This window comes from Rosenbergiella sp. YN46 (genome assembly GCF_036620675.1).
In the GTDB taxonomy this organism is placed as follows: Bacteria; Pseudomonadota; Gammaproteobacteria; order Enterobacterales; family Enterobacteriaceae; genus Jejubacter.
Genome location: NZ_JAZHEE010000007.1, coordinates 1 through 18,808, shown reverse-complemented (window position 1 = coordinate 18,808; position 18,808 = coordinate 1). Strand labels below are relative to the sequence as shown.

Sequence of the window (18,808 nt, the reverse complement as noted above, 5' to 3'; positions counted from 1 at the left end):
TCTGGCATGGATTAGGTAGTTCTCTGATGCTATCAATAATAGGCATGCGCAAGGGAAATCACAAATAAATTGAAATTATGTTTCAAAAATTATGTGGCCGGGCTTTTTTTTCGCCCGGCGGAGCGTCAGGGACGCAGATGATGGGGCGCCAAGGCTTCAAGCGATTCCAGCCTCACATCAGCCAGTGCCCAGCGCGGATCGCCGCGGTTTTCAATCGCGGGCACCACAATGGAGCGCATACGCGCCGCCTTGCAGGCGATCATGCCATTGACCGAATCTTCCAGCGATACGCAGTGAACCGGCGCCACCTCAAGTTTGCTGGCGGCATCCAGATAGACCTGGGGATGGGGTTTACTGAACGGTAGATGTTCGGCGGAGGCGAGGGCGTCGAATTGATCGCGCAACTCGAACAGGGCTAACACCCGCTCCAGCATATGCATTGGCGACGCCGAGGCTAACCCCACCTTTAGCCCCATTGCTTTACACTGCGCTATGGCTTCGCGCACGCCGGGTAGCAGGGGGCGCTCCTCTTCAACCAGCATGATGGCCCGTTCGATGATTCTGGCGGTGGCGTCCGCTTTGGACATGCCTTGCCAGGGCTGCTGGGCATACCAGAGATCCACCACCATATCGATACGCAGTCCCAGTATATCCGGCAATTCGCCGCGTCTTGTAATATCAACGCCTAACCCGGCCATCACCTCCAGTTCGGCTCGATCCCATAGCGGTTCAGAATCGATCAGCAATCCATCCATATCAAAAATCGCGGCGAGCACCCGGCGTTGATTCGGCATTGTTACCACTCCTGTTAACGGCAAATATAACGAAAGTTCTGCATATCAATAGCCTGGAACGGCGGTGCTTACCAGTGATTTACCCGCGCAGTCGGCAAAAATCAGGCGAAAAATCGGCGGACGGGTTAGAATCATGATTCAGGATAGCCTCATAAGCACAAGGGGAGAGGATGACGTATCAACAAGCTGGACGCATTGCGCTGTTAAAACGCGTGGCCGGTTGGGTGATTTTTATTCCGGCGGTGGTGTCCACCATTATATCGCTGCTTAAGTTTATGTATGAGCACAGCGAGAAGCGGCCGGGTATTGATGCGGTGCTGATGGATTTCGCGCACGTAATGATCGATATGGTGCGCTTTAATACGCCGTTTCTGAACTTTTTCTGGCATAACTCACCGCTGCCCGACTTTCATCAGCAGATGAATCTGGGGTTCTGGATCATCTATGCGCTGATTTTTGTGGGTATGGCGCTGCAGGCCAGCGGCGCACGCATGGCGCGTCAGGCGCGCTTTCTGCGCGAAGGGGTGGAAGATCAGTTGATTCTTGAGCAGGCGAAGGGGGAAGAGGGGCTGACCCGCGCGCAGCTTGATGCCCGGGTGGTTGTGCCGCGCCACACTATTTTTCTGCAAATCTTTCCGCTGTATATCCTGCCGGTAGTGTTAATTGTTCTGGGCTATTTTTTCTTTAAACTGCTCGGCTTTCTGTAGCCCTGTTCCGTACAACAAAAAACGCCCGTCGGCGTTTTTTGTTACGGGCTATCAGACAGCCAGCACCAGCTCCAGGGTGCGCTGAGCTTCCGTAAGGTGCTTTCCGCCAAACAGATTCGCCCGGTTTAACAGGGTATAGAGCTGATAGACCGGCTGACGGTCGGGGAAGTCGACAGGCAGGGGGGAGACAGACTGATAGCCATCGTAGATTTGCGGCGGCTGTTCGCTGTGTAGCGGCAGCATTGCCAGATCGCACTCCCTGTCGCCCCAGTAGCAGGCGGGATCGAACAGGAAGGGGCCGTCCGGCCCCAGCGCGCAGTTTCCTGACCACAGATCGCCATGCAGTAACGAGGGCTGGGGTTGATGGCTGGCCAGCCGCCGCTGCACCGCTTCGACTATTTTATCGATATCGCCGAATTCCAGCCCTTTTTCCGCCGCCAGTTCCAGCTGCCAACCGATACGCTGTTCGGCAAAAAAGGTAGCCCAGCGTCGCTGCCACTTATTTGGCTGTTGGGTGGTGGAAAGATGATTATCGAAATCGAGTCCAAACTGAGGTTGATCGCTCCACTGGTGCAGGCGGGCCAGCTGCTGTCCCAGCAGGAAGGCGTTGTGGGCGTCCAGCGGGCGCGGAGTCAGATAATCCAGCAGCAGGAAGCTATAGTCGCGGGTGCAGGCCACTCCACGGACGTTGGGTACGGAGACGGTGGCGCTGCGGGCCAGCAGCGCCAGCTGATCGGCTTCAGCGGTAAAGCAGGGCAGCATATCGCGCCGATCGCTTTTCACGAAGATATCATGGCCCGCAAAACGGATACGCCAGGCGGAATGGACTTCTCCACCCGGAAGTTCCGTACGCTCTTCTATCTCTCCCTCACCAAACTGTTCGTTCAATAAACGGCTGATAGCTTGCCACATAGACGGTCCCCCGTTGCCTGATGTTCCCGATCAATCATTAGCTTAGCGCTGATACCGGGGTAAAAAACCAGACCTGCTGCACAACCCCGGGCGGAAGTTGTCGTTACGTTATTCGGATTGTTTGCGTGCCTGTAGCCACTCCTCCATGGTGGTCATATCGATTTCCGGCTCTTCGCCAAGCGCCAGCTTGCTCAGCCCGCGGGCCAGTTCGGCCACCTCTTCGCGCGACAGCGGTGTAGTGATGGCCCAGCTACCAGGCCCGGTTTCGTGGACTCTACCTTCGTTGTCGGTCATGGTGATCGAAAAACCGGCGCGGGCCATCTCGTTATTCAGCTCATTAACCGGCGTCAGCCCGCTGACCTGGTGTCTGATGGTTACAATATAGCGGTTGATATCGCCGCTCATGGTTCACCTCTCAGGAGTGTAAGTGTTTTGAGCATAGCTGATTCATCGGGAACCTCCCTGTTCCACGCAATAAAGGATCAGCGATTCAGGTACTGATAAATCTTTTGGGTGTTTTCGGCCGAGCAGAGCCGGGTTCCGGGATTCAGCGTGGCGGCGCTGCCAGCGGCGACGCCGTAACGCACCATATCTGCAAGCGAGGCGCCTTTGGCCTGCTTCAGGGTCATGGCGCCGACCATACTGTCGCCTGCGCCCACGGTGCTCTGGCTTTTAAGCGGCGGCGGAACCACCTGGATATCGCCATCGGCGTCCACGCCCAGCGCGCCCTGGGGGCCAAGAGAAACCACCACCCGCTTAGCCCTGCCGCTATCAACCAAAGCCCGGGCGGCCTTACGAACATCGTCTGGCTGCGTGAGTTCCCGGCCTGCCAGCGCGCTCAGCTCTTTCTGGTTAGGTTTGACTAATTCAATATCGCCCAGCGCCAGGGTTGCGCTCAGCGCCTCGCCGGAACTGTCGACGATGCAGCCGATCCCCGCTTTTTGCGCGGCGCCGACCAGTTCACACAGCTTATCGACGGCTACACCCGGAGGCAGGCTGCCGCTAATCACCAGCAGTGCGCCAGCAGGAATTGCCAGCGCTTTTGCCCGAAGCAGCCCGAATTCATCGTCATTCAGGGCGGCTCCGGGCATCACGAAACGATACTGCTCAAGGCTTTTTTCCACCTGGACATGCAGATTCTGGCGAGTCCAGTCTTGCGTCACGACCGGGCAGACTGCGACCTGTTCGTCGCGCAGTAGGGCCGTGAGGTGTTCTCCGGTCGCGCCGCCGGCCGGAAAAATCGCCGTGGCGCTGCCACCCAGATGGCTGATGGCGCGGGCGACGTTAATGCCTCCGCCGCCCGGTTCGAAAACCGGCGCGCTGCAGCGTAACTTCCCTTCGGGATAGATAAGCGGCGTACGGGTAGCGCTATCCAGTGAGGGGGCTAAAGTCAACGTATATATTGGTATCATGGCGGCTCCTTTTATTCCGTTTAACCTTAAAAGATTAACAGCGATAAAAGTATTGTTATGTAAAAATCAGGGATAATCCTGGCGCTAACGCTCAATTTTAATAGCTTGCTATCTATCTGAATTTAAATGGCATTTAAGATGCCTCTTATTTAATAATTTAAATGGCTATTTATTACGCTGTCGACGCTCATTTTTTATAATTAGTAACCTTTAACGGGCTTTTGTTCGGATAAATTCGGAGTATGATTCGCCAGGTATTTAGTCGCGCTATTTTTGTTTTTCTTTGTTGTATGGATAATCTGGCATAATGAATTTATTAACGCGCATTCCTGTCGCGCTGACGCTGACCGGGGGCTTTATCCTTCCATCGCTCGCGATGGCGGACGATTCAGTATTTACCGTAATGGACGATCCGGCCAGTGCGACAAAACCTTTCGAAGGTAACGTTAATGCCGGCTACCTGGCGCAGTCCGGGAACAGCCGCAACTCGTCGCTGACGGCCGACTCGACCCTGACCTGGTACCAGACAAATACCGCCTGGTCGCTATGGGGCGACGCCAGCAATACCTCCTCTAACGATGAGCGTTCGTCCGAGAAGTACGCGCTGGGCGGACGCAGCCGTTATAATCTGAGTTCTTATGATTATCTGTTTGGCCAGGCCAGCTGGCTGTCAGACCGCTATAACGGCTACCGTCAGCGTGACGTTCTGGCAGCGGGTTATGGTCGTCAGTTGCTCAATGGGCCGACGCATAAACTGCGTCTGGAAGTGGGGCCAGGGGTACGCTATGACGAGTACACCGACGGCGACGATAAGACTCAACCGCTGGGCTATGCATCCGGAACCTGGGCATGGAAGATGACGGATAACGCCACCTTCACCCAGGGCGTTTCGGTTCTGGGCAGCGAGGATACCACCGTGAACTCGGAGACGGCTTTGAATGTGGCGATCAATGAGCATTTCGGGCTGAAGGTGGCCTATAACGTTACCTGGAACTCGAATCCGCCATCCAGTGCGCCGGAACACACCGATACCCGTACTTCTGTTTCGTTGGGATATAAGCTGTAAATCCGGGCCGGGCGACCCCGGCCTGTTTTTCCAAAAATTGCTATTTTTAATTTTATGTGCGATTTCTGGCTCCCTGAATTTATATTCCGCTGCGCTTTTCATCTCGCCTCCATTCTTTCTCCTTAATTGCCTGACAAACTTCAAAATCAATAAATTTGATGTCAATAAGCAAATAATTTGACTGGTCAAAAGTGTGATCTGGATCTACTATTGTTTGTGAGGCCAGTTATTTTGTTCGAGACCAAAAAAATAAGAGAAAAAGCATATGAAAATGATTAAGACAACCGCAACGGCAATCGTACTTTCAGCGCTTTCCTTTGGGGCGTTTGCCGCGCAACCTGCACAGCCAGTACCCGACCAGACCCTGACCGCCCAGCGCGCAAGCGATGTCGAAGCGGGCTCCAGTATTATGCCCGGCGCGTTATCTACCGGACAGACAATGGATCAGGCATTCGATGTCCATACTCTGGTCGCAGGCGACTGGTCATAATCATGGTCACCGTTAATTCACGAGTTTTGCAGTATCGGCGAATGAATAATCGTACTACCTTCCAGAAATAAAACCGGGCCCCAACCACGCCCGGTTTTTATTCCATAATATAAAATAAATTCCCATCGTCTTCATTTATCTGATGTTTTTCATTCCAGTTTTAGATACCCGGCGCGACAGCCGCAGCCAGAAGTGTTACTATCAATAGCGCGTCGGCCCGGGTATCGGGAGACGTGGGTAATTCGGCCGCCTGGCCGTCCTCGCGATAGTTGGCGAGACGGGTGTGCGGCGTTTTTCGTTTCAGTAAACTTTGTATGTGAGCTTGCGTGTGGCTCACCACTGCAAATAAGGATTTATGAATGCCTGTTATTACTCTTCCTGATGGTAGCCAGCGCTCTTATGACCATGCGGTCAGCGTGATGGATGTGGCGCAGGATATCGGACCTGGACTTGCGAAAGCCTGTATTGCTGGCCGTGTAGACGGCGAGCTGGTGGATGCCTGCGATCCTATTGAGAAGGACGCGAAGCTTGCGATCATTACCGCGAAGGATGAAGAAGGGCTGGAGATTATCCGCCACTCCTGCGCGCATCTGCTTGGTCATGCCATCAAGCAACTGTGGCCCAAAACCAAAATGGCTATCGGCCCGGTGATCGACAACGGCTTTTACTACGATGTGGAGCTTGACCACACTCTGACTCAGGAAGATCTCGATAAGCTCGAAAAGCGCATGCACGAGCTGGCAGAGACCAATTACGATGTCGTTAAGAATAAGGTGAGCTGGGAAGAAGCCCGCCGTACTTTTGTTGAGCGCGGTGAAAGCTACAAGGTCGCTATTCTTGACGAAAACATCAGCCGTGATGATAAGCCCGGTCTGTATCATCATGAAGAATACATCGATATGTGCCGTGGGCCTCACGTGCCCAATATGCGGTTCTGCCATCACTTTAAACTGATGAAAACCGCAGGAGCGTACTGGCGCGGCGACAGCAATAATAAGATGCTGCAGCGTATTTACGGTACCGCATGGGCGGACAAGAAGCAGCTGAAATCCTACCTGCAGCGTCTGGAAGAGGCCGCCAAACGCGACCATCGTAAGATTGGCAAGCAGCTTGATCTCTACCATATGCAGGAAGAAGCGCCGGGCATGGTGTTCTGGCACAACGATGGCTGGACCATCTTTCGTGAGCTGGAAACCTTCGTCCGCACTAAACTAAAAGAGTACCAGTATCAGGAAGTTAAAGGTCCGTTCATGATGGATCGCGTCCTGTGGGAAAAAACCGGTCACTGGGACAACTATAAAGATGCGATGTTCACGACGTCGTCCGAGAACCGTGAATACTGCATCAAGCCAATGAACTGCCCGGGGCACGTGCAGATCTTTAACCAGGGCCTGAAGTCCTACCGCGATCTGCCGCTGCGTATGGCGGAGTTCGGCAGTTGCCATCGCAACGAGCCTTCAGGCGCGCTGCATGGCCTGATGCGCGTGCGCGGCTTCACTCAGGATGACGCCCATATCTTCTGTACTGAAGATCAGGTGCGCGATGAGGTAAACAGCTGCATTCGTATGGTCTACGATATGTACAGTACCTTCGGCTTTGAAAAGATCGTGGTGAAACTTTCCACCCGTCCGGAAAAGCGCATTGGCACCGACGAAATGTGGGATCGCGCGGAAGCGGATCTGGCCGTTGCGCTGGAAGAAAACCAGATTCCGTTCGAATACCAGCCGGGCGAGGGCGCTTTTTACGGGCCGAAGATCGAATTTACGCTCTATGACTGTCTGGATCGCGCCTGGCAGTGTGGTACCGTACAGCTCGACTTCTCGCTGCCGGCGCGCCTGAGCGCCTCTTACATCGGCGAAAACAACGAGCGTCAGGTGCCGGTGATGATTCACCGCGCTATTCTGGGCTCTATGGAGCGCTTTATCGGTATCCTGACCGAAGAGTTCGCGGGCTTCTTCCCGACATGGCTGGCGCCGGTGCAGGTTGTGGTGATGAATATCACCGATGCGCAGTCCGAATATGTGAATGAGTTGACCCGTAAATTGCAGAATGCGGGCATCCGTGTAAAAGCGGACTTGAGAAACGAGAAGATAGGCTTTAAAATCCGCGAGCATACTTTGCGTCGTGTTCCTTACATGCTGGTCTGCGGTGATAAAGAAGTCGAGGCTGGCAAAGTAGCGGTACGCACCCGCCGGGGTAAAGACCTCGGTAGCCTGATTGTGAACGACGTAATAGAAAAGCTGCAGCAAGAGATTCGCAGCCGCAGTCTTCATCAACTGGAGGAATAAGGTATTAAAGGCGGAAAACGAGTTCAAACCGCGCGTCCGAATCGCATCAATGGCGAAATCCGCGCTCAAGAGGTTCGCTTAACAGGTCTGGAAGGCGAGCAGATAGGTATTGTCAGCCTCAGAGAAGCTCTTGAACAGGCTGAAGAAGCCGGGGTAGATCTGGTTGAGATCAGCCCTAACGCCGAACCGCCCGTATGCCGTATTATGGACTACGGCAAGTTCCTCTATGAAAAGAGCAAGTCTTCTAAAGAACAGAAGAAAAAGCAGAAAGTCATCCAGGTGAAGGAAGTCAAATTCCGCCCTGGTACTGATGAAGGCGATTATCAGGTAAAACTCCGCAGCCTGACTCGCTTTCTCGAAGATGGCGATAAGGCCAAAATCACTCTGCGCTTCCGCGGACGTGAGATGGCCCACCAGCAGATCGGTATTGAAGTGCTTAACCGCGTGAAAGAAGATCTGAGTGAACTGGCAGTCGTTGAGTCCTTCCCATCGAAGATCGAAGGCCGCCAGATGATCATGGTGCTCGCCCCCCGGAAGAAATAACGGGCCTTCAAGTAATTTAATCCTGTGAAACCTTTGGGTTTCGCAGGGTTAGTTCGCCTGTATTTCGTTTATTAACAATGCGAAGTGGAAGTTAAAAAGATGCCAAAAATCAAAACCGTACGCGGTGCTGCTAAGCGCTTCAAAAAAACCGGTAAAGGTGGTTTTAAGCACAAGCACGCTAACCTGCGTCATATTCTGACCAAAAAAGCGACCAAGCGTAAACGTCACCTGCGCCCGAAAGCCATGGTTTCCAAAGGCGATCTGGGTCTGGTAATCGCGTGCCTGCCGTACGCATAAGCCGTTAACGTTTAACTTTTTTTCATACCCAATAGATTTCGCATTGTCGCCAGGCGGCAATTGAGCAATCCCTGAGCTTACCGCAGTAAGTGACCGGGATGGCCAGCCAGGGCGCGAGAATGTGAAAGATGAAGGGTAAACAGAATATAGATACAGGAGAGAGCACATGGCTCGCGTAAAACGTGGTGTGATTGCACGTGCACGTCATAAAAAAATCTTGAAGCAGGCTAAAGGCTACTACGGTGCGCGTTCTCGCGTATATCGCGTTGCCTTCCAGGCTGTTATCAAGGCTGGTCAGTATGCTTACCGCGACCGTCGTCAGCGTAAGCGTCAGTTCCGCCAGCTGTGGATTGCACGTATCAACGCTGCAGCCCGTCAGAACGGTATGTCTTACAGCAAGTTCATCAACGGCCTGAAGAAGGCGTCTGTTGAGATCGACCGTAAGATCCTGGCTGACATCGCCGTATTCGACAAAGTGGCTTTCACCGCTCTGGTCGAAAAAGCGAAAGCAGCGCTGGCGTAATATTTTACTTCAGCGTTTAAATCAGAGAGGCGGTTAATCTCCTCTCTGAGCATCGTGAACCCCATACTATTGTATGGGGTTCTTTTTTTATATCGATTAACCTGTAATGCATAATTTTCTACTTTTTCCTATTTCATATTTGCTATAAATATAAATTGCATCAGCTTGCTGTTAGTGTTTTTTATTTTTTCGGAAGGATGGAAGTGATATTTTGTGGGAAAGCCATACGGTTATATCACATAATAATTATGGGTATTGTGATTAACCTTAAAAGGACTTTTAAATGAATAAAACAATCCAGACTCGTAATGCCAGTGTCACGATTAGCGAAACCGCAGATGGGTGTGTCACCATTAAAGTTTGCTGCTGTCAGTCAACCCCTGAGCCAACGCCTGCACCAACGCCTGTACCAACGCCAACGCCTACCCGAACACCAAGGTAATATCTTTGTTCAGGGTGAACCTCTGTCTGGGTAATGGCATTTTAAAAAGCCGTACTCCTGTTGAGATCTTCTATTAAATAAAGAACAGGCATAGCGTATTGGGAGGTGAGCAATCAATCCAATGAGATTAATGCTATGCCTGTTCGTTCGTCATATTTTAGATTCTTCCGGGATGGGCTTTCATCTTTATCAGCCAGTATTTAATCGAATATCACCAGGAAAGTGCTGTGATTATTATTGAAGCAGCGGTTCTTAACAGTGATTCTGGTTTACTGAGCGATTATTGGGATCCCGATTCGATAATACTGACTTAGCCTCTGAATATATACTCCACGCTTATCATCACCCCGGCAGGCAGTTTCTGTGCCGAGACGAAGGTACTCTCGGATTCTTGCTGCGTAAACTCGAAGCTGAAGCCGCTCTTTTCTTTGTCCTGTTTATAATGGGCCGCGGTGGCAAGCTGGTGGCGAAAATGCTTATTGGTGTCATTATCAAACAGGTAATCCGCGATGGCGATCGCTTGCTGGCGCCAGAAGTCACTGTCGGAAAAATCAGGTAGCTGTTGCTTTGCCCAGAGTGAGCGAGGCAGCCATAGCACACCCTGCATTCCCGCGCTGCTGCAGCCGCTGTAGTGGATATACAGTACCCTGCCATCCTTCATCAGTACGGTCGCATCCGAGGCATTACGCAAAGTAAATGCGGTGACGTCGGGTGCATGGGTTAATTTCTGGGTATCGACCTGCGGTATATTCATTGTACATTCGTTTGCTATTGTCGGGGCACTGAACAGGATGGCGGCTGGCAGCAGTGAAAATAGTCTTTTCATAAAATAATCTCTCAATAATAAGTGGAAGTTCCCGGTGGCGACAGAATATGGGCGACTTTGGGGCACGCCCGGGCCGCGTGAATAAAATGGCGTTATTGCGGAGTCTGGAGTGGCAGGGACGGGGGCGCGGTAGAGAGGCTTACGTTGTATGGCGACGTAGCGCTCATTCCGGTACATCATCCCTGCCTGAGTCTCAACGCTGCGGGCCGTTCCGCTGGCCCCGGTTGCAGTACCGATCTTTTTTTGAGCGTTCATCGCATGCGAAGAGATAGCGCTTCTTTGCGCATAGGGGGCAAAGTTAATGGTAACATCTGCCATTAAAGTTAATTGTCCTTATGGTTATCATGGGAACTGGCTAAAATAACATCATGTGACGCCATGTAAACTCGGTCAGGGGATTTGTGTTAAATTAGGAAAAGCGTCCGGAGGATTGCGCTATCTGAAGGTGATTTCCTGGTTAACCGGTTGACATCAGGCCCGTTTAGATTTTCAATAGGCGGGTTTTCCTAAATTTTTCTTACCGTAAGGGTATAAAAAACATGTCCATCGCTGGTTTTCGCTTCTTTTTTCGCTTTATCTCCTGATAATCAAGGGGCCTGCCGCGTAGAAAAGAAACGAAAAACAGACGCCAGAAGCCTCCTTCAAGGAGGCTTTTTTGTTATCCCCTGGCGTTTTGCGCGACAACATTCACTACTCAGGCGTTCGCGCCATTATGACGAGGAAGATCATGTCACATCTCGCAGAGCTGGTTGCCAATGCGAAGGCGGCCATAAACGAGGCCCAGGACATCGCGGCGTTAGATAACGTCCGCGTTGAATACCTGGGGAAGAAAGGGCAGTTGACCCTTCAGATGACCACCCTGCGTGACCTGCCGCCTGCTGAGCGCCCGGCCGCCGGTGCGGTGATTAACCAGGCCAAAGAACAGGTGCAGCAGGCGCTGAACGCTCGTAAAGAGACTCTCGAGCGCGCGGTATTGAATGCCCGGCTGGCGGCGGAAACTATTGATGTCTCTCTGCCGGGGCGGCGCATTGAAAACGGCGGTCTGCACCCGGTGACCCGCACCATCGACCGGATTGAAAACTTTTTTGGTGAGCTGGGCTTTACCGTGGCTACCGGCCCGGAAATTGAAGATGACTACCACAACTTCGATGCCCTGAATATTCCGGGGCACCACCCGGCGCGCGCCGACCATGATACTTTCTGGTTCGACGCCACCCGTCTGCTGCGTACCCAGACTTCTGGAGTGCAGATCCGCACCATGAAGCAACAGCAGCCGCCGATCCGCATTATCGCGCCGGGCCGCGTCTATCGTAACGACTACGACCAGACCCACACCCCGATGTTCCATCAGATGGAAGGGCTTATCGTCGATAAGGACATCAACTTCACTAACCTGAAGGGCACGCTGCACGACTTCCTGCGCAACTTCTTTGAAGAGGATCTGCAGGTGCGTTTCCGCCCTTCCTACTTCCCCTTTACCGAGCCTTCCGCAGAAGTGGATGTAATGGGTAAAAACGGCAAATGGCTGGAAGTATTGGGCTGCGGCATGGTGCATCCTAACGTACTGCGTAACGTGGGTATCGATCCTGAAGTCTATTCCGGCTTCGCCTTCGGTATGGGAATGGAGCGTCTGACCATGCTGCGCTACGGCGTCACCGATCTGCGCGCCTTCTTCGAAAATGACTTACGTTTCCTCAAACAGTTTAAATAAGGCGGGACTGGCTAATGAAATTCAGTGAACTCTGGTTACGCGAGTGGGTCAACCCGGCCCTGGACCGCGATCAACTGGCCGAGCAGATCACCATGGCTGGTCTGGAAGTCGACGGCGTAGAGCCGGTGGCGGGCGAATTCACCGGCGTGGTGGTCGGGGAAGTGATGGAATGCGCACAGCATCCTAACGCCGACAAACTGCGCGTTACGAAAGTCAACGTCGGGGGCGATCGCCTGCTGGATATCGTCTGCGGGGCTCCTAACTGCCGTAAAGGCCTGAAGGTGGCGGTGGCTACCGTTGGCGCGGTGCTGCCGGGCAACTTTAAAATCAAAGCGGCCAAACTGCGCGGCGAACCTTCTGAAGGGATGCTCTGCTCCTTCTCTGAGCTGGGCATTTCCGACGATCACAGCGGCATTATCGAACTGCCGGCCGATGCTCCCATCGGCGTCGATATTCGCGACTATCTGAAGCTGAACGATGCCACTATCGAAATCAGCGTAACCCCGAATCGCGCTGACTGCCTGGGGATTATCGGCGTGGCGCGCGATGTGGCGGTGCTCAACCAGCAGCCGTTGGTTGCGCCGGAAATCGCGCCCGTCGCAGCCACCATTGAGGACACTCTGCCGATTCAGGTGGACGCCGCCGAGGCCTGCCCACGTTATCTGGGCCGGGTGGTTAAGGGGATCGACGTGAGCGCGCCGACCCCGATGTGGATGAAAGAGAAGCTACGTCGCTGCGGCATTCGTTCCATTGATGCAGTCGTCGATGTCACCAACTATGTGCTGCTCGAACTGGGCCAGCCGATGCACGCGTTCGATAAAGACAGGATCGAAGGCGGCATCGTGGTGCGTATGGCGAAAGAGGGCGAGAAACTGACGCTGCTGGACGGCAACGAAGCCCGGCTCGACGCCGATACCCTGGTTATCGCCGACCACCAGCAGGCGCTGGCTATGGGCGGTATCTTCGGCGGTGAACATTCCGGCGTGAATAGCGAAACCCGTAACGTGCTGCTGGAGTGCGCCTTCTTCAATCCGCTGGCGATCACCGGCCGCGCCCGCCGTCACGGCCTGCATACCGATGCCTCGCACCGCTATGAGCGTGGCGTGGATTACCAGTTGCAGTACAAGGCGATGGAGCGCGCCACTCGTCTGCTGACTGACATCTGCGGCGGCGAAGCGGGCCCGATTATCGATGTGACGAGCGAAGCACATCTGCCGAAGCCGGCGACTATCCGCCTGCGCCGCAGCAAGCTGGATCGTCTGATCGGCCACCCGATTCCGGATGCCCAGGTTAGCGACATCCTGCGACGTCTTGGCTGTGAGGTGTCGGAAGGCGAGGGGGAATGGCATGCGGTGGCGCCCTCCTGGCGTTTCGATATGGAAATTGAAGAGGATCTGGTGGAAGAGGTGGCCCGTATCTACGGCTACAACAACATTCCTGACCTGCCGGTGCGTGCCTCGCTGGTGATGGGCGACCATCGCGAAACCGACCTTTCCCTGAAGCGTATGAAAGGGATGCTGGTGGATAAAGGCTACCAGGAAGTCATTACCTACAGTTTCGTTGACCCGAAAATTCAGCAGCTACTGCATCCTGGCGAAGAGGCGCTGGTACTGCCAAGCCCGATCTCCAGCGAAATGTCGGTAATGCGTCTGTCGCTGTGGACCGGGCTGCTGGGGGCGGTGGTATATAACCAGAACCGTCAGCAGAGCCGGGTGCGTCTGTTTGAAAGCGGCCTGCGCTTTGTGCCTGATACTCAGGCGGACCTGGGCATTCGTCAGGATCTTATGCTGGCTGGCGTTATCTGCGGTAACCGCTATGAAGAGCACTGGGATCTGGCAAAAGGCAGCGTTGATTTCTACGATTTAAAAGGCGATCTGGAGTCGGTTCTGGAACTTACCGGAGAATTGTCCGAAATCGAATTCCGCGCAGAAGCCAATCCGGCCTTGCATCCTGGCCAAAGTGCTGCCATTTATTTAAAGGGCGAACGCATTGGTTTCATTGGTGTTGTCCATCCGGAGCTGGAGCGCAAGCTGGATCTGAACGGCCGCACGCTGGTGTTCGAGCTGCTTCAGGAGCGGGTCGCGAACCGTCGCGTACCGCTGGCGCAGGAGGTTTCGCGCTTCCCGGCGAACCGTCGCGACATCGCAATTGTGGTGTCTGAGCGCGTTCCTGCAGCAGATGTTCTCAATGAGTGTAAGAAAGTTGGCGCAAATCAGGTAGTTGGCGTAAACTTATTTGACGTGTACCGCGGTAAGGGCGTAGCCGAAGGTTATAAGAGCCTGGCCATTAGCCTGATCCTTCAGGATACCACCCGTACACTCGAGGAAGAGGAGATTGCCGCGACCGTTGGTAAATGCGTAGCGGCATTAAAAGAGCGATTCCAGGCATCATTGAGGGATTGAACCTATGGCGCTTACAAAAGCTGAAATGTCAGAGTATCTGTTTGATAAGCTTGGGCTTAGCAAGCGGGATGCCAAAGAGCTGGTGGAGCTGTTTTTCGAAGAGATCCGTCGCGCACTGGAGAATGGTGAGCAGGTGAAGCTCTCTGGCTTTGGTAATTTTGACTTGCGCGACAAGAACCAACGTCCCGGGCGTAACCCGAAAACGGGCGAAGATATCCCCATTACGGCGCGCCGTGTGGTGACCTTCCGTCCCGGCCAGAAGCTTAAGAGTCGCGTCGAGAACGCAACGCCGAAAAACGACTAACTCAGTCCTGACTAAAAAGGCCGCTTTGCGGCCTTTTTCCTGCGTCACGTACCGGTGTACCAGCACCGGTCGTGGCGACGGGGTTGTGCGTCCTGGCGATTCTTACTTCCCGGCTCATTGGAACACTTGCGACGCTGGCGTATCCATGCGCTCGCCGCGTGGCGTATTCTTTGTTTTTTCTCTTCCGTTTTTCCCGCCCGCCCCAGCCCGCAGTGGCAAATGTTAATAATTTGTGGCAATCTGATACTCTTGTTAATAACCAACAGGGACAGCCATACCTTATGACTTCAGAAACAGCACGCTGCCTGTTCAGCGAAGGGAGCGTGGCGCTTCCTGAAGGCTATCAGGATCGCACGGTGAATATCTTTCCGCCGTCGGCGGCGGGCGATGCCGCTTTCAATATTTCTCGCGATACGCCGGAATCCGGCGAAACCCTGGCCGCCTATATCGATCGTCAGCTTGCGCTGATGACCTCGCATCTGAAAGGCTGGAAAACCCTGGCGCGCGAACCGGCGACGCTGGGCAGCGAAGCACTGGAAGGCGAATGCCTGCACGCCAGCTATCTGCGCGGCGCCGAGCGAATCTGGCAGCGTCAGGCGGTATTTCTGACTGCGCCTGACAAAGTGCTGGTCTTTACCTCATCGAAAAATGCCGAGCTGACCGCCCGGGATGAAAAAGCCTTTGGCGAGTTGCTCGCCAGCTTCCACTCTCACCCACAGAAGTAAGGATCCCCTGAATGTTTGAAGCGGCGCGCGTCGGCGATCAAATCGGACACTCCCATGCCCTGGCCGGTATGATTGGCGGCACTATCGTTGGCGGCTTGATCGCCGCGGCGGGCGCGATTGCTTCCGGGGCGCTGCTGGTCGCCGGGATAGGCGCTTCATGTCTTGGCGTGGGCGTGTTGCTGGTGGGGGCCGCCGTAGCAACCGGTTGGGCGACCGACAAACTGGCGACAGCCGCCCGCGATGGCCTGGCTCAGGCCGGCGCGGATAGTCTCAGCCCCGCAGGGCCCGTGGTCACCGGCGCCCGCGATGTCTTTATTAATGACAGGCCCGCCGCTATCGCCACCGTCAGTCAGGTGGCCTGTAAGGAGGACGGCCCAGGCATGCAGATGGCTCAGGGCTCGTCGAAGGTGACCATCAACGATATGCCCGCTTCCCGTAAAGGGGATAAAACCAACTGCGACGCTCAGGTGATGGAAGGCTCTGCGGATGTGATTATCGGCGGAGAAGCGGTCACCACGCTGCCGATAACCTCAGAAGTGCCGGACTGGCTGTATAAAGCCTCCGATTTGACGCTGTTTTTCTCTGGCCTGATCGGTTTTGGCGGTGGGGTAACCAAAGCCGGCAAACTGGCGCAGTTGATGCGGAAGATTCCCGGCATCGGCAAGCTGTCGCGCATCGCCTGTCGCGGCAACTCGCTGCTGATTGGCGCTACGGCGGTGGGGATTGTCGCGCGCCCGGTCGAGATTATCGCCGGGCAAAAATTTCTGAGCGATGACGATGAGCTCGATTTCGTGCTGCCTTCCGCGCTGCCGGTACGCTGGCAGCGCTACTGGCGCAGCGGTAACCCCGGCGACAGCGTACTGGGCCGCGGCTGGAACCTGTTCTGGGAAACGTCGCTGGAACGCCATGAAGAGGGGCTGGTCTGGCGTTCGCCAGAGGGCGATTATATTTCGTTTCCGATGCTGGAAAAGGGGTACCGGACCTGGTGCCAGCCGGAAAAACGCTGGCTGGAGCACCACCGGGACGGCCACTGGTCAGTATATGACATCAGCGGTGAAGTCTGGCACTATGCGGCGCTCCCGGCCGATGGACGTGCGCTGCTGAGCCATATCGCCGATCCCTGCGGTAATCGAGTCGATTTTGAATGGCGCGACGACGGGCGACTCCATGCCCTGACCGACAGCGCCGGACAGCGGGTGATTTGTCGCTATCGCGATGGCCGCCTGGCCGGGGCCTGGCTGGACGATGAAATTTGTCTGGCAGGCTATGATTATGACGGTGAAGGGCAACTCATCACGGTAACGGGCCGCGGCGGTAGCCTGCGCCGGCGCTTTCGCTGGGCCGACGGGCTGATGGTCAGCCACGAAGACGCCAACGGCCTGCGCAGTGACTACCAGTGGCAGGAGATCGATGACCTGCCCCGGGTGGTGGTCTACAGCAACAGCGCTGGCGAGCGTCTGAACTTTAGCTACAACTTTGAAACCGGGGTGCGCAGCGTGGAGCGTGAAGATGGCGCGCGCGCGGCCTGGCTGGTGGACGATGACGATAATATCGCCTGTTATACCGATTTTGACGGGCGCCAGACTCACCTGCTGTACGAGCAGGGGGAGCTGAACGCGGTACTGCTGCCCGGCGGCGCGATGCGTAAAAGCCAGTGGGACGACTACGGTCGCATGCTCAGCGAAACCGATGAACTGGAGCGTACCACCACATATCAGTGGCATCGCCAGAGCGACCGGACGGTGCGGGTTATCTGGCCGGACGGCGCCATCGAAAGCGCGCAGTGGGATGAAAAGCTGCGGCTGGTCAGCGAAACCGATGCCTCAGGCGCGGTAACCCGCTATCACTACCCGAATAATGAGACCGGCCTGCCTGAGCGCATCACCGATCCACGCGGTGGTGAAGTGCAGCTTCGCTGGAATCGTCAGGGGTTGATTACCCAACGCACCGACTGTTCCGGTAGCCGGACCACTTTCGAATATGACCGTTTTGGGCAGCTTCTGGCCTCTACCGATGCCGAAGGCAACACCACCCGTCGTGAATGGAACGATGCCGGGCAACTGGTCGCTATTGAGCTGCCGGACGGCAGCCGCGAAACCCTGCGCTGGAACGCCCGCGGCCAGATCGAACGCTGGCGTGACGCGCTGGAGAGCGAAGTGCGGCTGCGCTGGAACCAGCTGGGGCAGCCGGTCAGCATTACCGATCGCCTGAACCGCACTCGCCGCTGGCATTACGATCCGCGCGGCAACCTGATTCGCCTGGAAAATGGCAACGGCGCCGACTACCGCTTTGAGTACGATCCACTGGGACGGCCCCAGCGTGAAATTCGCCCTGACCAGACGTCGCGCCAGTTCAGCTACGACGAAGCGGGCTGGCTCAGCATGGTGCGCCATGGCGGCCAGCCGGATGCCGACGGCGAACAGCCGGTCGAAGTACATCTCTATCGCCACGACGCCGCGGGCCAGCTTATCTGGCGCGCCCACGATCATGCCGGCTTCCACTATACCCGCGATTTGCGCGGTCGCCCGATCGGCGTGGAGTGCCGCCCCACCGACGCCGGCGCGGCGCTGGGCATTGAGTTTGATAGCGTCACGCTGCGCTACGACCAGGCCGGCAATCTGTGTGAAGAGCGGGGCGCCGGCGGGGCGTTGAACTACGACTATGACGTGCTCGGCAACCTCAGCGCCCTGACCCTGCCGGAAGGTCAGCAGCTAAGCTGGCTGCGCTACGGCTCCGGCCACGTCAGCGCGGTGAAATTCGGCCAGCGGCTGGTCAGTGAATTCACCCGCGACCGCCTGCACCGTGAAGTGAGCCGCAGCCAGGGCGCCCGTATGCTGACCCGCGGCTACGATGCGCTGGGGCGCAGGGTAAGCCAGCGTAGTCAGCTAACCGGCGAGGTCAGGCTTCCGGAACAGCAACTGCTGGAACGCCTGTACCGCTACAGCGGGCGCGGCGAGCTGGCAAGCGTCAGCGATACGCTACGCGGCGAACTCCATTTCGGGTACGATGCCGAAGGGCGGCTGCTGAAACATAACGAGCCGCGTCAGGGGCTGACGGCGCTGAAATTTAGCTATGACGACGCCGATAACCTGCTGGAGCGCGACGCCATGACGCCGCCGCAGCCGGTAGTTAATAACCGACTTGGCCAGTGGCAAAATCTGTTCTTCCGCTATGACGCGCGCGGCAATCTGATTCAGCGCCGCCACGGCCTGCATCAGCAGCAGTATCGCTACGATGCCGATAACCGGCTGATTTCAGCCAGCGGCACCGGCCCGGAAGGAAAATTCAGCGCCAGCTATCGCTACGACGCCCTGGGCAGGCGCATTGCGAAAACGGTCACCACCCGGCGCGGTACGGTGGAAACCC

Annotated in this window: 17 protein-coding genes and 1 other annotated feature; of the genes, 12 read left to right on the top strand and 5 right to left on the bottom strand. The window is 55.5% G+C overall.

Annotation, left to right across the window (positions count from 1 at the left end):
- Positions 1–125: 125 nt before the first annotated feature.
- On the bottom strand, positions 126–794 hold the full coding sequence (gene hxpB / locus V3W49_RS07950; protein ID WP_500144793.1) for a hexitol phosphatase HxpB: 669 nt from the start codon (positions 792–794) through the stop codon (positions 126–128).
- A gap of 170 nt (positions 795–964) precedes the next feature.
- On the opposite strand from hxpB, the gene V3W49_RS07945 reads away from it, so the two are divergent.
- Positions 965–1,501, top strand: a complete 537-nt coding sequence (locus V3W49_RS07945) for a YniB family protein (protein WP_500144792.1) — start codon at positions 965–967, stop codon at positions 1,499–1,501.
- A gap of 51 nt (positions 1,502–1,552) precedes the next feature.
- Here V3W49_RS07945 and V3W49_RS07940 read toward each other — a convergent pair whose 3' ends face one another.
- The 3 genes from V3W49_RS07940 to pfkB form a co-directional block, all read right to left on the bottom strand.
- Positions 1,553–2,413 carry a fructosamine kinase family protein gene (locus tag V3W49_RS07940; protein ID WP_500144790.1) on the bottom strand — a complete coding sequence of 287 codons (861 nt, stop codon included), beginning with the start codon at positions 2,411–2,413 and terminating at the stop codon, positions 1,553–1,555.
- A 108-nt stretch (positions 2,414–2,521) separates the two neighbouring features.
- Positions 2,522–2,818, bottom strand: coding sequence for a type V toxin-antitoxin system endoribonuclease antitoxin GhoS (gene ghoS, locus V3W49_RS07935; protein ID WP_500144789.1), 297 nt, complete (start codon positions 2,816–2,818; stop codon positions 2,522–2,524).
- Between the two features lie 77 nt (positions 2,819–2,895).
- Complete coding sequence (gene pfkB / locus V3W49_RS07930; RefSeq protein WP_500144788.1) at positions 2,896–3,825, bottom strand: 6-phosphofructokinase II; 930 nt, start codon at positions 3,823–3,825, stop codon at positions 2,896–2,898.
- Between the two features lie 307 nt (positions 3,826–4,132).
- On the opposite strand from pfkB, the gene V3W49_RS07925 reads away from it, so the two are divergent.
- From V3W49_RS07925 to rplT, 6 genes are all read left to right on the top strand, one after another.
- Positions 4,133–4,891, top strand: a complete 759-nt coding sequence (locus tag V3W49_RS07925) for a DUF481 domain-containing protein (protein ID WP_500144787.1) — start codon at positions 4,133–4,135, stop codon at positions 4,889–4,891.
- A gap of 265 nt (positions 4,892–5,156) precedes the next feature.
- The gene (locus V3W49_RS07920; RefSeq protein ID WP_500144786.1) at positions 5,157–5,381 is read left to right on the top strand and encodes a YdgH/BhsA/McbA family protein; all 225 of its coding nucleotides are present in this window, start codon (positions 5,157–5,159) and stop codon (positions 5,379–5,381) included.
- 359 nt (positions 5,382–5,740) lie between these two features.
- Complete coding sequence (gene thrS, locus V3W49_RS07915; protein ID WP_500144785.1) at positions 5,741–7,669, top strand: threonine--tRNA ligase; 1,929 nt, start codon at positions 5,741–5,743, stop codon at positions 7,667–7,669.
- 3 nt (positions 7,670–7,672) lie between these two features.
- The gene (infC, locus tag V3W49_RS07910) at positions 7,673–8,212 is read left to right on the top strand and encodes a translation initiation factor IF-3 (protein WP_138097218.1); all 540 of its coding nucleotides are present in this window, start codon (positions 7,673–7,675) and stop codon (positions 8,210–8,212) included.
- A 99-nt stretch (positions 8,213–8,311) separates the two neighbouring features.
- Positions 8,312–8,509, top strand: coding sequence for a 50S ribosomal protein L35 (gene rpmI / locus V3W49_RS07905; RefSeq protein ID WP_001124225.1), 198 nt, complete (start codon positions 8,312–8,314; stop codon positions 8,507–8,509).
- Positions 8,510–8,675: 166 nt separating this feature from the next.
- Positions 8,676–9,032 (top strand): 50S ribosomal protein L20, encoded by a 357-nt coding sequence (rplT, locus tag V3W49_RS07900; RefSeq protein WP_154776469.1) that lies wholly within the window; start codon positions 8,676–8,678, stop codon positions 9,030–9,032.
- Positions 9,033–9,784: 752 nt separating this feature from the next.
- Here the strand turns inward: rplT and V3W49_RS07895 are convergent.
- The gene (locus V3W49_RS07895; protein ID WP_500144781.1) at positions 9,785–10,618 is read right to left on the bottom strand and encodes a hypothetical protein; all 834 of its coding nucleotides are present in this window, start codon (positions 10,616–10,618) and stop codon (positions 9,785–9,787) included.
- A gap of 215 nt (positions 10,619–10,833) precedes the next feature.
- Positions 10,834–10,960: a sequence feature (Phe leader region), on the top strand.
- A gap of 67 nt (positions 10,961–11,027) precedes the next feature.
- Between V3W49_RS07895 and pheS the strand changes: the two genes are divergently transcribed.
- From pheS to V3W49_RS07870, 5 genes are all read left to right on the top strand, one after another.
- The gene (gene pheS, locus V3W49_RS07890) at positions 11,028–12,011 is read left to right on the top strand and encodes a phenylalanine--tRNA ligase subunit alpha (protein ID WP_500144780.1); all 984 of its coding nucleotides are present in this window, start codon (positions 11,028–11,030) and stop codon (positions 12,009–12,011) included.
- A 14-nt stretch (positions 12,012–12,025) separates the two neighbouring features.
- Positions 12,026–14,413: a phenylalanine--tRNA ligase subunit beta gene (gene pheT / locus V3W49_RS07885; RefSeq protein WP_500144779.1), complete on the top strand. Its 2,388-nt coding sequence runs from the start codon at positions 12,026–12,028 to the stop codon at positions 14,411–14,413.
- Between the two features lie 4 nt (positions 14,414–14,417).
- Positions 14,418–14,717 (top strand): integration host factor subunit alpha, encoded by a 300-nt coding sequence (gene ihfA, locus V3W49_RS07880; protein WP_138097221.1) that lies wholly within the window; start codon positions 14,418–14,420, stop codon positions 14,715–14,717.
- Between the two features lie 281 nt (positions 14,718–14,998).
- Positions 14,999–15,442 carry a DcrB-related protein gene (locus tag V3W49_RS07875; RefSeq protein WP_500144778.1) on the top strand — a complete coding sequence of 148 codons (444 nt, stop codon included), beginning with the start codon at positions 14,999–15,001 and terminating at the stop codon, positions 15,440–15,442.
- An 11-nt stretch (positions 15,443–15,453) separates the two neighbouring features.
- The coding region (locus V3W49_RS07870; RefSeq protein WP_500144777.1) for a DUF6531 domain-containing protein at positions 15,454–18,808 on the top strand (3,355 nt) is incomplete at its 3' end.

Coding starts and splice junctions, on each gene's coding strand:
- V3W49_RS07940 (WP_500144790.1), bottom strand. CDS start 2,413: ATGTGGCAAGCTATCAGCCGTTTATTGAACGAACAGTTTGGTGAGGGA.
- ghoS (WP_500144789.1), bottom strand. CDS start 2,818: ATGAGCGGCGATATCAACCGCTATATTGTAACCATCAGACACCAGGTC.
- pheS (WP_500144780.1), top strand. CDS start 11,028: ATGTCACATCTCGCAGAGCTGGTTGCCAATGCGAAGGCGGCCATAAAC.
- V3W49_RS07895 (WP_500144781.1), bottom strand. CDS start 10,618: ATGGCAGATGTTACCATTAACTTTGCCCCCTATGCGCAAAGAAGCGCT.
- rpmI (WP_001124225.1), top strand. CDS start 8,312: ATGCCAAAAATCAAAACCGTACGCGGTGCTGCTAAGCGCTTCAAAAAA.
- V3W49_RS07875 (WP_500144778.1), top strand. CDS start 14,999: ATGACTTCAGAAACAGCACGCTGCCTGTTCAGCGAAGGGAGCGTGGCG.
- thrS (WP_500144785.1), top strand. CDS start 5,741: ATGCCTGTTATTACTCTTCCTGATGGTAGCCAGCGCTCTTATGACCAT.
- V3W49_RS07945 (WP_500144792.1), top strand. CDS start 965: ATGACGTATCAACAAGCTGGACGCATTGCGCTGTTAAAACGCGTGGCC.
- pheT (WP_500144779.1), top strand. CDS start 12,026: ATGAAATTCAGTGAACTCTGGTTACGCGAGTGGGTCAACCCGGCCCTG.
- hxpB (WP_500144793.1), bottom strand. CDS start 794: ATGCCGAATCAACGCCGGGTGCTCGCCGCGATTTTTGATATGGATGGA.
- ihfA (WP_138097221.1), top strand. CDS start 14,418: ATGGCGCTTACAAAAGCTGAAATGTCAGAGTATCTGTTTGATAAGCTT.
- rplT (WP_154776469.1), top strand. CDS start 8,676: ATGGCTCGCGTAAAACGTGGTGTGATTGCACGTGCACGTCATAAAAAA.
- pfkB (WP_500144788.1), bottom strand. CDS start 3,825: ATGATACCAATATATACGTTGACTTTAGCCCCCTCACTGGATAGCGCT.
- V3W49_RS07925 (WP_500144787.1), top strand. CDS start 4,133: ATGAATTTATTAACGCGCATTCCTGTCGCGCTGACGCTGACCGGGGGC.
- V3W49_RS07920 (WP_500144786.1), top strand. CDS start 5,157: ATGAAAATGATTAAGACAACCGCAACGGCAATCGTACTTTCAGCGCTT.